This window comes from Litoreibacter albidus (genome assembly GCF_900107015.1).
Taxonomy (GTDB): domain Bacteria; phylum Pseudomonadota; class Alphaproteobacteria; order Rhodobacterales; family Rhodobacteraceae; genus Litoreibacter; species Litoreibacter albidus.
The window spans coordinates 88,040-102,364 of record NZ_FNOI01000002.1 but is presented as its reverse complement, the minus strand read 5'-3'; the positions used below and the strand labels follow the sequence as shown (position 1 = coordinate 102,364).

The window sequence follows — 14,325 nt, the reverse complement described above, 5'->3', positions numbered from 1 at the left end:
ATGATGCGCCCGCGGGCGATATTGCAAGAGTTATTGCTTGGGCGGCTCTGAGTAGTTTGCGGCGGTCGCTTGTGCAGCCTCGTACTGGGTCAAGAAGACTTGGCCGGTCAGTTCTGCAAGAAAGTGGGACTTCTCCAGCTTGTCCATCACGGGGCCTTTCACCTCTGACAAATGAAGCTTCACGTTCATTTCGTGCAAACGCTCATTTATGGCCTCAAGAGATTCCAGTGCACTCAGGTCGATCTCGTTTATCGCGGTACATTGTAGGATGACATGGCGAACGTGCGGATCCCCCGCAACGCGATTCTGGATGCAGTCCTCTAGGAAACGTGCGTTGGCGAAATAGAGGCTTTCATCAACACGCAATGATACGACACGTGGGTCGGTCGTGACCGAATGGCGTAAGATGTTGCGAAAGTGTTCGGTGCCTTTGATCAGGCCAACCTCTGCGATGTGTGGCCGCGATGATTTGTAAAGATGCAGCAATATGGACAAACCGACGCCAGCAGAGACGCCTGCCTCCACGCCCAGTGTTAACGTCAGAAAAATGGTAGCGAGCACGGCGGCGAAGTCGGACTTGGAATATTGCCAGCTGCGTTTCAATATCCCAAAGTCAACGAGGCTTAGAACGGCGACGATAATGGTCGCCGCCAACGTAGCTTTCGGCAGGAAGAAGACAAGTGGCGTCAGGCCAACCGCTGCAATAGCCAGCCCAACGGCGGTGTAGGCGCCAGCGGCGGGTGTCTGTGCGCCTGCGTCGAAGTTCACGACAGACCGTGAAAACCCGCCGGTCACGGGAAAGCCACCTGTTAAGGATGCCGCGACATTGGCTGCCCCAAGGCCGATCAACTCTTGGTCGGGGTCGATACGCTGGCGCTTCTTGGCAGCAAGTGTTTGAGCCACCGAAATCGACTCTACGAACCCGATAATCGAGATCAGGAATGCCGGCAGAAGTAGCTGGGCAACAAGTTCGGAAGACACCGGCGGCAGGGTCAGCGGGGGCAGGCTTTGCGGCACACTCCCTACAATCTTTACGCCGTGAGTGCTGAGGTCAAACCGCCAGACCAAAAGCGTCGTCAAAACAACGACAAAGACTGGGCCAGCCTTGGCCGCAATATCAGCGGCTGTCGGCCCGACGCCAACGCGCCGTAACGTTGGCTTTAGGCCCTTGCGGACCCAAAACAGGCAGGCCGTGGCGGCGACGCCGATTGTGGCGGTGATCCAGTTGATCTGGTGCAGGTTGCTGGTCAGAGAGGTCAGAAGGTCCAGCATATTGTGACCCTGCGCCTCGATCCCCAGAATGTGCTTTAGCTGGCTGGTGGCGATAATTAGCCCAGAGGCTGTGATGAAGCCTGCGATCACGGGATGGGACAGGAAATTTGCAATAAAGCCTAGCCGGAACAGGCCCATCGCAAGCAAGATCACCCCCGACAATCCGGCGAGCATAAGCGCGGCCGCGGCATAGCCAACGCCTGCCTGCTGGGTGATGTCGCCAAGTGCTGCAGCCGTCATCAACGATACCACTGCAACAGGCCCCACGGCTAAGGCGCGACTGGTTCCGAATATCGCGTATAAGATGATGGGCGCGATGGATGCGTATAACCCTGCCTCGGGCGGCAATCCAGCCAACAGCGCGTAGGCCAATGATTGCGGGATCAGCATGATCGTTACAATGACGGCTGCCATCATGTCGCTCGCGAAGGTCGCACGCGTGTAGTTGCGCCCCCACGTGGCGATCGGAACATACCTGAGAAGGGTGTCGGTCATTTATGGAATGTCGGTTATTGGGATATTTACAGGGTATTCACCGGAATTTTCAGAACCGGATTTCCGTCTTGATCAGTTGGCAATTCGCCCGCCCGCATGTTCACTTGCAAAGACGGAATGATCAGCCGCGGCATTGCCAGTTGCGCGTCGCGTTCTGTGCGAAACTTGATGAAGTCCTCACGCGTCTTGCCGCCACCGACGTGGATATTGTCGGATTTTTGCTCTGCCACGGTGGTTTCCCACTCGATTGCGCGCCCGTTGGGGCCGTAGTCGTGGCACATGAACAAACGCATATCATCGGGGAGCGACAGCACTTTTTGGATGCTGTCATACAGCTCGCCTGCATCGCCACCGGGGAAATCAGCTCGCGCCGAGCCGCCGTCAGGCATGAACAAAGTGTCGCCCGCGAAGGCGGCATTGCCCATGACATGCACCATGCAGGCCGGCGTGTGACCGGGGGTGAACATGGCAAAGCCCTGCATGTTGCCGACCATGTAGGTGTCTCCATCCTTGAACAGCGCGTCGAATTGCGATCCATCACGTTGGAAATCAGTGCCCTCGTTGAAAACCTTACCGAAGGTTTCCTGTACCACCATGATCTTCTCACCGACGCCGATTTTGCCGCCAAGCTTGCTTTGAATATAGGGGGCCGCGCTCAGGTGGTCCGCATGGACGTGGGTCTCGATAATCCAGTCCAGCGTCAGGCCCTGGCTTTCGATCTCTTCTATAAGCTTGTCCGCGTGGTCATAGGTGATCCGCCCAGCGGCGTAATCGATGTCCATCACGCTGTCGATAATCGCGCAATGTGTGCTGGAGGGATCGCGCACAACATAGCTGATCGTGTTGGTCGCGTCATCGAAGTGAGCGGACACGGCGGGCTTGATGCTCATGTCGACTGGATAGGTCATGAGATGCCTCCTACTGTTATGCTTGTGCTGCCTTTGGAATGACGTAACGCTGGAGCACTTTCGCCACGAGTATGCCAGCGATGAGCGCCGCAGCAAAGGTGATGACTTCGGGACGACCAGTGCCAAGGGCTGGAAGCGCGCCGCCAGGGCAAAACCCTGCGATCCCCCAGCCGACGCCAAAGGTAGCAGCGCCGCCGAGCAGTGGCAGATCAAGCTCCCGCCGTGTCGGTAGTTTAAACGTGTCAGACAATGCAGGGGCGGGGCGTCTTAATACCACGCGGTAGCCGATGAAGGTGGTGACTAATGCCCCACCCATAACGAATATTAGGCTCGGGTCCCACGTGCCAAAAACGTCAAAGAAGTTGAGCACTTTGGCTGGGTTCGCCATGCCGGAAATGGAAATGCCGACCCCAAAGATCAGGCCGCTGATGTAGGCTGCGATGTGACGCATATTCTAGCCCCCCAAGACATGCCGGATGACATAGACCGTAAGGCCAGTCGTCAGCATAAATGTAAGTGTTGCAGCGATAGAGCGTGGCGATAGCCGTGCCATGCCGCAGACGCCATGGCCAGACGTACAGCCGGAGCCGAAGGTGACGCCGATCCCCACGATGAAGCCGCCAATCACCAGCATTGTGCTGGACACTGGTACTTGCACTTGGGGCATTTGCCCTGTGACCGTCCAGACCACGACGGGTCCGCTTACCATGCCGAGCAGAACGAGCGCGCGCCAACCAAAGTCCGATGCGTTTGCGGGAGAGAACAGACCCGCGAGAACGCCAGTCGCCCCCATGATACGGCCCAGCGTGGCCATCAGTAGAATAGAGGCGGCGCCAATTAGCATGCCGCCGCCCAAAGATTGCCAAGGTGTGAATACCGTTTCCAAGCTTATACCTTACACGTTTTGATGCCGAAGATCGAATAAATCGGGCAGCTACTCATCATCGCCGTGACCAGCATGATGGCCCCCGCGGCCAGAGAAATGACCGTTGCGGTAGCGGAGTTGAACAAGGCGAACCCACTCAGCAACGGGGCCGCAATAAGGATTACACCTAGCACAAGGCGAAAGACGCGGTCGAATTTTCCAACGTTTTGTTTCATGGTCGGGCTCCTGTAAAAACTACCGCGATCATAGAGTGCCCCGTCAGGTCTCTCAGTGACAAAGTCACATAGCGCAAGGAATGTCGCCTAGTCGCTGCGCTTGGCCAATCCTTCTAGCTTGTTGCGCTCCAGAATTTTGATGGTCCCGCGCGACAGCTCTACCCATTTGCGTCGCTGGAATTCTTGAAGCTGGCGGGAGATGACCTCCCGTGCGGTGCCGAGCTCTACCGATAGCATTTGGTGCGTTGCCGAAATTGTGTCGCGGCCCTTTGCGAGCTCCACTAATTTATGGGCGAGGCGCACGTCGATGCGTTGGAACGCGACCTCGTCGATGATCAAAAATAGATCGGTGATCCGTTTGGAGAAGGCAGCGAAGACGAAATTGCGAAAGGACGAAGATCGGGCAACCAAATCGTCGAACATCTGACGGGGCACGGCTGCGGCCTGAACATCCGTCTCCGCGATGCCCTCGGCGGAATAGTCGTCGTAGGCCAACAGGCAGGCGGTGGTCAAAACGCAGCTTTCGCCAGCGTTGATGCGGTAAAGGACAATTTCGTGGCCCGTCTCGGACACCTGCTGTACCCGCACGGTTCCGTCCAGCAAAAACAGCATGTTCTCGGGAGAGTTCCCGGGGCCGAAGATAACGGCCTTTTGCGGCATGGTCACGATTTTGCCGCGGGTCAGCAGGAGTTCTTTGGTTTCGGGCTCTAGCCGCGACAATCCCGGAAACCGTTCCACCCACTCACTGTCTAAGGCCTTGGCGGTCACGGGGCAGTCAACCCTTGGCGCCTTGACCGCGCGCATAGATGTCCTCGTACCGCGTGATATCATCCTCGCCCAGATAGCTGCCTGTCTGCACCTCGATCAACACCATCGGCACATCACCGGGGTTCTCCATCCGGTGGATAGCACCAAGCGGGATGTAGACGGATTGGTTCTCCTCAATCAGCTTCACATCGTCGTTGATTGTCACTTTTGCAGTGCCTTCAACCACGATCCAGTGCTCCGCACGGTGCATATGGCTCTGCAACGATAGTGCGGCACCTGGGTTCACCACGATACGTTTGACCTGAAACCGCGTTCCTGTCCCAAGGCTCTCGAACCAACCCCATGGGCGGTAGTCGCGTGGCAGGGTTTCAGCTTGTGGGGCTTCCTGCTGCTTCAGGGTCGCCACCGCCAGCTTGACGTCTTGCGCGCGGTCTTTGTGCGCGACGAGCACCGCGTCAGGCATTGCGACGGCGATCAGATCGTCCAACCCGATGCCGATCAACGCTTGCCCGCCGTCTTCGGCACGCAGCAAGGTGTTGCGGCAATCTATGGCGGTGGCGGGGCCGTTGGTCACAACGCCGTCACCGTCTGGGTTGGAGTCGCGCCACACGGCGTCCCAGCCACCCAAATCCGACCAAGCACCACGATACGGAATGACGCTCAGGTTGTCGGCTTTCTCCATGACGGCATAGTCGATGGACTCGCCCTCCAAGCCGTCCCACGCGACTTCGTCCAATCGCGTGAAGCCAATATCGTCTTGGGCCTCTGCTACAGCGGCGCGCACGCCAGCCAACATGTCGGGGGCGTGTTTCGCAAAAGCATCGATGAGCGTTGTGGTGGAAAACAGGAATATGCCTGCGTTCCAGAGGTAGTTGCCATCATCGAGCATGGTCTGCGCTGTCGCGGCATCTGGTTTCTCGACGAAAGCTTTGAGCGGTTGTGCCACGGGCGCGAAATCGTCTGACGGTGCGGATGTGAGCTCCAGCCAGCCATAGCCGGTTTCCGCGCGGTCCGGGCGGATGCCGAATGTCACTAACTGCCCTGAATTCGCGGCGGGAACAGCGGCTTCTACAACCTTGCGAAACCCTGCCGCATCGGGGACGACGTGATCAGATGGTGCGACCAGCATCAACGCGCCAGATGACTGGGCCTCCAACGCCAATGCGCCCGCAAGAATTGCGGGGGCGGTGTTTCGCCCGAACGGTTCGATCAGGATGGATGCGGGGGCAAGCCCCACATCGGCTAATTGTTCTTTCACGACAAAGCGAAAGTCCGATCCCGTGACAATCATCGGGGCGGCGAACCCCTCGCCAGTCAAGCGCTGCGCCGAGGCCTGGAACAGGCTTCTGTCACCTGTAAGCTGCGCAAACTGTTTGGGATAGCTTTTGCGCGACAAAGGCCAAAGCCGTGTGCCAGAGCCGCCGCACAGCAATAGGGGGTGCACTTCAGTTGGCATCAGAATTTGACCTCTGCGAGGGCCTCAAATGCATCAGGCATCGGGTAGTGATGGTTGCCGATGAAAAGCCCGAACTGGTCAATGTGGTTCGCGTTGCGCAGTTCGCCATGAACCTCGTAGTTGAAGTACTTCAAGACCTCGTTCTTGGCGAAGTTTCCTGTCACGATGGGGCGGCATTCAAAGCCCGCGTGGGTCAACGCTGCGATGGCTTGCTTGCGGGAGATGCCAGCGGTTTCCCGAACAACAAGACTAAAGCCGAACCAGCTGCTTTTACCGGTTTCCTTCTGGATCGAAAAGACGGGATGATCCGACATCTTGCTTAGAAACAGGGCCGCGTTGTCGCGGCGTCCGGCGATCAATGCGGGAAGCTTCAGCAATTGGGCTTGGCCCAATGCGCCGGACATTTCCAACGGGCGTAAATTATAGCCGGGCAGTACGAACTTAAACGACTCTTCAAACGGGTCATCGCTTTTGATGCCGGTGAGGGTGTTTTCCTTCGGCAGGTTCCGTGTCCATCCATGCGCGCGCAGCGACAGCATAATGTGGTAAAGCGCCTCGTCGTCTGTCACGACCAAGCCACCCTCCATCGTGGAGATGTGGTGCGAGAAGAACGACGAATAGGTGCCCATTACCCCGAACGTGCCAGCCTGTTTGCCGTTCAACGTGGCACCCATAGACTCGCAGTTGTCCTCGATCATCACGATGCCACGACCGGCGATGATCTGGTTGATCCGGTCGAAGTCGTTGGGATTGCCGAGCAGGTTAACCACCATCAATGCGCGGGTTTTATCCGTCACCGCCTCGGCAAGTGCGTCGAGGTCATAGTTCAACGTGTCGGCGTCTATGTCGACGAATTTCAGCTTTAGACCATATTGCTGCAACGGGAAGTACGTCGTGCTCCATGATACGGCTGGAACGATGATCTCGTCGCCCGCATTAAGCTTCAGATCAGGGTTTTCGGAAAAGCAAAGCGCGGCGACCATCAACAGATTTGCGGATGATCCGGAGTTGACCATTACCGCGTAGCTGGCGCCGAAGTGCGCCGCGAACTGCGTCTCGAAAGTCGCGACCTCAGCGCCCATCGAGAACCGGTCGGACGTGATGACCCGTTGCAAGGCATCTTGTTCGTCTTGATCCCAAGAGGACGTCGCCAGTGGGTAGGTGAAAGTCATGAGACGTGGTTCTCCAGAAAGAAGTTGTATGTTTTGCCAATGCCGTCGGCCAGCGATGTACTAGCCTGCCACCCCCACGCGTCCGCTTTGTCCGTCGCACAGAGCTTTTGCTTCATGCCAACGGGCTTGGACAAGTCGTGAGTGAACTCGCCCTCCCATCCAAGGACGTCAGCGACGGTTTGGTAGTAGTCATTGATCGAATGGTCATGCCCGATGCCAGTGTTCATCAGATCAGGCAGCGGTTCCATGTCGTGAGCCGCGCGTAAAATCGCGTCTGCCAGATCGCCCGCGTACATAAACTCGCGCCGCGCTGTACCGTCCCCCCAAATTTCTACCTTTGTCTCTCCGCTTAGCTTGGCGTCGTGAACCTTGCGGATGATCGCGGGAAGTAGATGGGATTTTTGCGGGTGAAAGTTGTCATGCGGACCGTATAGGTTGCACGGGATCAATGTCTTGTACTGCAGGTCCGCGCGCTGTCGACGGATGTACTGGCACAGACGGAGCGCCGCAATTTTGGCAATGGCGTAGCCTTCGTTGGTAGGCTCCAACTCCCCCGTGAGCACCATTTCTTCCCGCAGCGGGTTTTCAGCCGCACGCGGATAGATGCAGGTCGAGCCTAGGTTGAGGAATTCGGGGACTCCTGCGTTGAAGGCGCCCATGATCAGATTGCGGCCGATCGCCAAATTCTGATCAAGAAACGCCACTGGATCGGCCATATTGGCCTGAATGCCGCCGACTTTACCCGCAGCATGGATTACCAGATCCGGCTTGGTATCTCGGATGTAGTCGGCCACGGTGGCGGCCTCCGTAAGGTCCAATTCCTTGCTGCTGGGATGGTCGATGTTCAGACCTGTGGCTGCGTTCAACAGGTTTCGGCCCACCATGCCGCCGCCGCCCGTCAGCAATATGCGCTTCTCTGATAACGGTTTCACTAGGCTTTCTGCCCGTTTTCATGAGCCTGAATGGCAACCATCTTTCGTGCGGCCTTCAAGTCCTCTTCCACCATTTCTGCGCACATCTCCTGCGTTGTAATCTCAGGGGTCCAGCCCAGTTCACGCTTGGCTTTGGCGGGATCACCCAGAAGCGTTTCCACTTCGGCAGGCCGGAAGTAGCGCGGGTCGATCCGCAGGATGACATCGCCAACTTTCATGCTAGGGGCTTTGTCGCCCGCGACACTGTCGACGATGGCAATCTCGTCCACGCCCTCGCCTTCAAAGCGCAGCGTCACTCCCAGTTGTTCGGCGGACCAAATGATGAACTGGCGCACCGAATACTGTTTGCCAGTCGCGATTACGAAATCGTCGGGCGTGTCTTGCTGCAGCATCATCCACTGCATGCGCACGTAGTCTTTGGCGTGGCCCCAGTCCCGCAGGGCGTCGATGTTGCCCATGTAGAGGCATGCCTCAAGACCTTGGGCGATGTTCGCAAGCCCACGGGTGATTTTTCGGGTCACGAATGTTTCCCCGCGCCGCGGGCTTTCGTGGTTAAAGAGGATGCCGTTACAGGCGTACATGCCATAGGCCTCGCGGTAGTTTACTGCGATCCAATAGGCATACATTTTCGCCACCGCATATGGGCTGCGCGGGTGGAAAGGGGTTGTTTCCGTCTGCGGGGTTTCTTGCACCAGCCCGTATAACTCCGAGGTAGAGGCTTGATAGAAGCGAGTTTTCTTCTCTAGGCCAAGGAAGCGAATGGCTTCCAGCAACCGCAGCGTGCCCATGGCGTCAACGTCGGCTGTGTACTCGGGGGACTCAAAGCTGACAGCCACATGTGACTGGGCCCCAAGGTTGTAGACCTCATCCGGCTTCACCTCAGCGATGATCCGCGTCAGGTTGGAGCTGTCCGTCAGATCCCCGTAATGAAGCATGAAGCGCGTATTATCCATGTGGGGGTCTTCGTAGATATGATCGATACGCTGGGTGTTGAACGACGAGGCCCTGCGCTTAATGCCATGAACTTCGTAACCCTTCTCAAGCAGCAGCTCTGCGAGATAGGAGCCGTCTTGACCGGTTACGCCAGTAATAAGCGCCTTTTTCATTGTATACTTCCCGTTGCCTGTTCTGACGTCATTATTGCCATAGAGGTGGGGTGAAATCCAGCGACGTCGCACGGGACTTTCCACGGGTGCGGCGGCATGGCAGGGTGCCGCCAAATGCAGTCAGGGAGAAGAAGATGAATTGTGTGTTTGTCCAAATCAGATGCAAGCCGGGGCACGGGTACAAAGTCGCAGAGGAAATCGTCATGCGCGAATTCCACTCCGAGCTTTATTCAACCTCGGGGGCTTTTGATTTGCTGTTGAAAATCTACGTGCCAGAGGGCGACGACGTCGGAAAATTCATCAATGACAACCTGTTGAGCATTTCCGGCATCGAACGCACTCTGACGACCTTAACGTTCAAAGCCTTCTGATTAAATGGCCAGCGAATGCCTGTTGGAATTGGTCATGTAGCCGTCGACGTCCATGGCCATCAGGCGCGATAGCGCTGGCTCGCTCAGGGTCAGCCCGTCCGCACTGATGGAGCAGACATCTGCGTATTTTCGCTGAAGGTCCGTGGCAATCGCTTTGACGTCAGCTTGTGCGGCACCCGTGCGCTTGGCGACATTCCCGAAATCAATCGCGAAGCGGCACATCAGGTCTTCGATGATCTGCGCACGCAATACGTCGTCCTGTGTCATGGTGTGACCGCGTTTGGTGGCGAGCTTACCTGACGCGATGGCCGTCGCATATTCGCCAGTGCCGGGGGCGTTTTGTGCGTATCCGGCTGGGAAGCGCGAGATGGACGATGCGCCAATGCCGATGAGCACGTCCGCCTGATCGTCGGTATAGCCTTGGAAGTTGCGCCGCAAAGTCCCGTTCAGCGAAGCATTCAGCAGGCCATCGCCCGCCCGTGCGAAATGGTCGATGCCGACTGCATCGTAGCCAGCTGCGCCGAACAACTGCGACGCCATATGGAACAACGCGTAGCGCGTTGGGCCGTCAGGTAAATGGTCCTCCGGGATGAGAACTTGTCGTTTTGCGGCCCATGGGACATGCGCGTAGCCGTACAAAGCCAACCTGTCAGGTGACAGCTCCAGCGTTTTGTTAACGGTATCCGTAAGGCTGTCGGCAGTCTGGAATGGGAGACCATACAGGATGTCTAGGTTCAGGTTCTTCGCGCCTGCGTCGCGCAAGGCTTCGGCGGCCCACTTGGTGTCCTCGAAGCTTTGGATGCGGCCAATGGCGGATTGCACCTGCGGGTCGAAGTCCTGAATGCCAAGGCTAACGCGGGTCAGGCCAGCAGCACCCAAGGCGGCGACTTTCTCGGCGTCGACCATGGTCGGGTCGACCTCCACGGAAAATTCGGAGCCACTGGACAGGGGGAAGTGCCGATCAATCGCCTCGGCCAACTCTGTGATCATGGCGGGTGGCAAAATCGTTGGTGTGCCGCCGCCCCAGTGCAGACGGCTTAGTTGTACGCCTGCGGGCAGGCTGTTCGCCACCATCGCCAGTTCTGCCTTGAGCATGTCGAGATAGCCGCGCAGTGGCGCGTCGGTCTGCGTCCCTTGGGTGCGGCAAGCGCAAAACCAGCACAACCTGCGACAAAACGGGATGTGGATATACAACGATACCTTGGACTGCTCGGGCACCTGCTCCAGCCAGCCGGCCATCGTTTCCGGCCCAGTCTCATTGTTGAAATGGGGCGCAGTCGGGTAGCTTGTGTACCGTGGCGCGCGGGAGGTGAAAAGGCCGTAGCGGCGAAGGGTTTCATGCTGTGTCATGCTGGCTTTATTGATCCAATGACGCACGGCAAACCTTGATCCTAATCAATTTCTCCATCACACAGGGGTATGATAAAGATCGACAGCACCACCCAGACTTGTTCCAACTGCCCGATCCGCCCCAGAGCTATCTGCTCTCGGTGCACGGGTGAGGAATTGGATGAGCTAGGTAAGATCAAGTATTACAAGACTTATTCTCCGGGTGCGTCTGTTGTTTTGATGGGCGATCCGATGACGTTTGTCGCGTCTGTGGTGAGTGGAGTTGCAACTCTGTCGCGGTCAATGGCTGACGGACGCATGCAAATGGTAGGCATGTTGTTGCCGTCAGATTTTATCGGACGGCCGGGACGTGATATCGCGTCGTTTGACGTCACGGCTGTCTCGGAGTTGACGTTGTGTCACTTTCACAAGCGGGCGTTTGAAAAAGTCACGAGCTCCACGCCGCACGTTCAGGAACGCTTGGTGGAGATCGTTCTTGACGAGTTGGACGCCACCCGTGAGTGGATGTTGCTGCTTGGCCGGAAAACCGCGCGCGAAAAAATCGCGAGCTTCCTGCTTATTTGTGCGCGGCGTTTGGGCACGCAGGAGGGTGAGAGCCTTCAGATGAGCCTGCCGCTGACCCGCGATGCTATGTCGGACTATCTGGGCCTGACGATTGAGACGGTTAGCCGTCAGATGGCCGCGCTGAAGCGGGATGGCGTCTTGGTGCTGGAAGGCACACGCAAAGTGACGATTCCCGACTTGAACCGTTTGCTGGATGAGGCGGGCGACGACAGCGACGGGGCAACGCTGCCCTGATCAGCCCAGCGACCTGCGACATTTTCGTTTTCGCACGTGCTGCGTGGCGCAATTCAAAACCCTCTAAGCTATAATAAAACCCTCAAAGGTGGCCGCCGTTGGGGGGCTTTTGACATATATCAAGGTTCTGCCTCGCGGAATTCGGCACTCCCTGCCATGCCGAGGCAGGGAGAACTCTCTTTGCAGACGGTCAGGAACGAACGGAACGGGTGAAAAATGCTTAACTATATAAAGCTGATACTGCTGGGGGGCGTCATTTTGTTTGCTGCCCTTGCAGCCAATTGGGCGCACGACTTGGCTTACCAAGTTCATGCGCTTTTGATTCTCGCGGTGGGCATCTTCATGTTTATCCGCGTGCTTCGGCAAACGGATGAGCCAGTCGTGGCAGTCTCAGCTGACGCGGCGGCTGACTACATGGACGGGCCAGTGCGCTACGGCGTGATCGCGACGGCGCTTTGGGGTGTTGTTGGCTTTCTGGTTGGCACGTTCATTGCATTCCAACTCGCATTTCCCGTTCTGAACTTTGATTGGGCCCAGCCATTCGGCAACTTCGGCCGGCTTCGCCCACTCCATACCTCCGCCGTGATTTTTGCGTTCGGCGGTAACGGCCTGATCGCGACGTCGTTCTACATCGTTCAGCGCACATCCGCGCAGCGCCTGTGGGGCGGCAACCTCGCGTGGTTCGTTTTCTGGGGCTACAACCTGTTTATCGTGCTTGCTGCTACGGGGTACCTGTTGGGCGCCACGCAGTCGAAAGAATACGCAGAGCCTGAGTGGTACGTCGATATCTGGCTTACCATTGTATGGGTTGCCTATCTCGCCGTGTTCCTCGGTACGATCCTGACCCGTAAGGAGCGCCACATTTATGTGGCCAACTGGTTCTTCCTGTCTTTCATTGTGACCATCGCGATGCTGCACTTGGTCAACAACCTGTCTATTCCGGTCTCTATCTGGGGGTCCAAATCGGTACAGGTGTTCTCTGGTGTGCAAGACGCCATGACGCAATGGTGGTACGGCCACAACGCGGTGGGCTTCTTCCTGACGGCGGGCTTCCTTGGCATGATGTACTACTTCGTGCCGAAGCAGGCGGGTCGTCCGGTGTATTCCTACAAGCTGTCGATCATCCACTTCTGGGCGCTGATCTTCTTGTACATTTGGGCGGGACCACACCACTTGCACTACACCGCGCTGCCTGACTGGGCATCGACGCTGGGTATGGTGTTCTCCATCGTGCTGTGGATGCCGTCGTGGGGTGGTATGATCAACGGCCTGATGACGCTGCAAGGCGCGTGGGACAAGTTGCGCACCGACCCGATCATCCGTTTGATGGTGGCCTCGCTTGCCTTCTACGGCATGTCCACTTTCGAGGGCCCGATGATGTCGATCCGTGCTGTGAACTCGCTGTCGCACTACACGGATTGGACCATTGGTCACGTGCACTCCGGTGCGCTTGGATGGAACGGCATGATTACGTTCGCGGCGCTTTACTTCCTGACACCTAAGCTTTGGGGGCGTGAGAAGATGTATTCGGTATCTGCTATCAACACACACTTCTGGTTGGCGACGATTGGCATCGTGCTCTACGCGTCGTCGATGTGGGTGAGCGGCATCATGGAAGGCTTGATGTGGCGTGAAGTCGACGCCCAAGGCTTCTTGGTGAACAGCTTCGCAGACACTGTGTCCGCTAAGTTCCCGATGAACGTGGTGCGCGGGCTGGGTGGTGTTTTGTACCTCGCAGGCGGTTTGATCATGGTTTGGAATATGTGGATGACCATCCGCGGAGGCGTCAAAGTGACGGCCCCCGTCGGCGTGGCTGCGGAATAAGGAGCGGATGAATGACATCTGAAAACACAAACCCGAAAAAACGCCGCACCTTTCTGGAACGCCACGCGGCATTGGAACGTAACGGCACCATGCTTATGGTCGCGTCTCTGGTGGTGGTCAGCATTGGCGGTATCGTAGAGATCGCGCCGCTATTCTACCTTGAGAACACCATCGAGGACGTGGAGGGCATGCGCCCTTACTCTCCGCTGGAGCTTGCAGGCCGTGACATCTATGTGCGCGAGGGGTGCTACCTGTGCCACTCGCAGATGATCCGCCCGATGCGCGACGAGGTGGAGCGGTATGGTCACTACTCCTTGGCGGCAGAATCGCAGTACGATCACCCGTTCCAATGGGGCTCCAAGCGCACGGGGCCTGATGTGGCGCGTGTTGGCGGTCGATACTCTGACGAGTGGCACGTCAACCACCTGAGTGATCCACAATCCGTTGTGCCTGAATCCGTGATGCCCAAGTATTCCTTCCTCAAGGACGTGCAATTGGACGGGGAACACATTGAGGCGACCTTGAAGACGCACCGCTTTGTGGGCGTGCCCTATACGGACGAGATGATCGAAACCGCGCGTGCCGACTTCATGGTGCAAGCAGACCCCGAAGGTGACTGGGACGGCCTTCTGGAACGTTATCCGGGGGCGCAGACCCGCAACTTCGATAACGCACCCGGTGTGTCCGAGATGGATGCGCTGGTCGCTTACCTCCAAATGCTGGGTACGTTGGTAGACTTCTCTACCTTCACACCAGACGCGTCACGGTAAGA

15 protein-coding genes are annotated in these 14,325 nt (G+C 57.3%); 4 read left to right on the top strand and 11 right to left on the bottom strand.

Annotation, left to right across the window (positions count from 1 at the left end; translation table 11 throughout):
- Nucleotides 1-30: 30 nt before the first annotated feature.
- The 10 genes from BLW66_RS05475 to gmd form a co-directional block, all read right to left on the bottom strand.
- Entirely contained in the window at nucleotides 31-1,767 is a 1,737-nt protein-coding gene (locus BLW66_RS05475) for a SulP family inorganic anion transporter (protein ID WP_089945902.1), read from the bottom strand.
- A 26-nt stretch (nucleotides 1,768-1,793) separates the two neighbouring features.
- A complete protein-coding gene (locus BLW66_RS05470) occupies nucleotides 1,794-2,675 on the bottom strand; it encodes an MBL fold metallo-hydrolase (protein WP_089945900.1) in 882 nt (293 codons plus the stop codon).
- Between the two features lie 16 nt (nucleotides 2,676-2,691).
- Nucleotides 2,692-3,126 (bottom strand): DUF6691 family protein, encoded by a 435-nt coding sequence (locus BLW66_RS05465; protein ID WP_089945898.1) that lies wholly within the window; start codon nucleotides 3,124-3,126, stop codon nucleotides 2,692-2,694.
- Nucleotides 3,127-3,129: 3 nt separating this feature from the next.
- Nucleotides 3,130-3,561 (bottom strand): YeeE/YedE family protein, encoded by a 432-nt coding sequence (locus BLW66_RS05460; RefSeq protein WP_139254525.1) that lies wholly within the window; start codon nucleotides 3,559-3,561, stop codon nucleotides 3,130-3,132.
- Nucleotides 3,562-3,563: 2 nt separating this feature from the next.
- Nucleotides 3,564-3,776 carry a YgaP family membrane protein gene (locus tag BLW66_RS05455; protein WP_089945896.1) on the bottom strand — a complete coding sequence of 71 codons (213 nt, stop codon included), beginning with the start codon at nucleotides 3,774-3,776 and terminating at the stop codon, nucleotides 3,564-3,566.
- Between the two features lie 87 nt (nucleotides 3,777-3,863).
- The gene (locus BLW66_RS05450; RefSeq protein WP_244508560.1) at nucleotides 3,864-4,544 is read right to left on the bottom strand and encodes a Crp/Fnr family transcriptional regulator; all 681 of its coding nucleotides are present in this window, start codon (nucleotides 4,542-4,544) and stop codon (nucleotides 3,864-3,866) included.
- A 7-nt stretch (nucleotides 4,545-4,551) separates the two neighbouring features.
- A complete protein-coding gene (locus tag BLW66_RS05445) occupies nucleotides 4,552-6,000 on the bottom strand; it encodes a mannose-1-phosphate guanylyltransferase/mannose-6-phosphate isomerase (RefSeq protein ID WP_089945892.1) in 1,449 nt (482 codons plus the stop codon).
- Nucleotides 6,000-7,172, bottom strand: a complete 1,173-nt coding sequence (locus BLW66_RS05440; protein ID WP_089945890.1) for a DegT/DnrJ/EryC1/StrS family aminotransferase — start codon at nucleotides 7,170-7,172, stop codon at nucleotides 6,000-6,002. Before BLW66_RS05440 ends, BLW66_RS05445 begins: the two co-directional genes overlap by 1 nt.
- Entirely contained in the window at nucleotides 7,169-8,104 is a 936-nt protein-coding gene (locus BLW66_RS05435; RefSeq protein ID WP_244508559.1) for a GDP-L-fucose synthase family protein, read from the bottom strand. Before BLW66_RS05435 ends, BLW66_RS05440 begins: the two co-directional genes overlap by 4 nt.
- Nucleotides 8,104-9,210: a GDP-mannose 4,6-dehydratase gene (gmd, locus tag BLW66_RS05430; protein ID WP_089945889.1), complete on the bottom strand. Its 1,107-nt coding sequence runs from the start codon at nucleotides 9,208-9,210 to the stop codon at nucleotides 8,104-8,106. The genes BLW66_RS05435 and gmd overlap by 1 nt, the downstream gene beginning before the upstream one ends.
- A 134-nt stretch (nucleotides 9,211-9,344) precedes the next feature.
- Between gmd and BLW66_RS05425 the strand changes: the two genes are divergently transcribed.
- Nucleotides 9,345-9,581: an Lrp/AsnC ligand binding domain-containing protein gene (locus BLW66_RS05425; protein ID WP_089945887.1), complete on the top strand. Its 237-nt coding sequence runs from the start codon at nucleotides 9,345-9,347 to the stop codon at nucleotides 9,579-9,581.
- Here the strand turns inward: BLW66_RS05425 and hemN are convergent, their stop codons facing one another.
- Entirely contained in the window at nucleotides 9,582-10,931 is a 1,350-nt protein-coding gene (gene hemN, locus BLW66_RS05420; RefSeq protein ID WP_089946689.1) for an oxygen-independent coproporphyrinogen III oxidase, read from the bottom strand. It lies immediately after the preceding gene.
- Nucleotides 10,932-11,000: 69 nt separating this feature from the next.
- On the opposite strand from hemN, the gene fnrL reads away from it, so the two are divergent.
- The 3 genes from fnrL (at nucleotide 11,001) to ccoO (ending at nucleotide 14,323) form a co-directional block, all read left to right on the top strand.
- Nucleotides 11,001-11,729: a transcriptional regulator FnrL gene (fnrL, locus tag BLW66_RS05415; protein WP_089945885.1), complete on the top strand. Its 729-nt coding sequence runs from the start codon at nucleotides 11,001-11,003 to the stop codon at nucleotides 11,727-11,729.
- 216 nt (nucleotides 11,730-11,945) lie between these two features.
- Entirely contained in the window at nucleotides 11,946-13,553 is a 1,608-nt protein-coding gene (ccoN, locus tag BLW66_RS05410; RefSeq protein WP_089945883.1) for a cytochrome-c oxidase, cbb3-type subunit I, read from the top strand.
- Between the two features lie 11 nt (nucleotides 13,554-13,564).
- Nucleotides 13,565-14,323: a cytochrome-c oxidase, cbb3-type subunit II gene (ccoO, locus tag BLW66_RS05405; protein ID WP_089945881.1), complete on the top strand. Its 759-nt coding sequence runs from the start codon at nucleotides 13,565-13,567 to the stop codon at nucleotides 14,321-14,323.
- The last annotated feature ends 2 nt before the right edge of the window (nucleotides 14,324-14,325 follow it).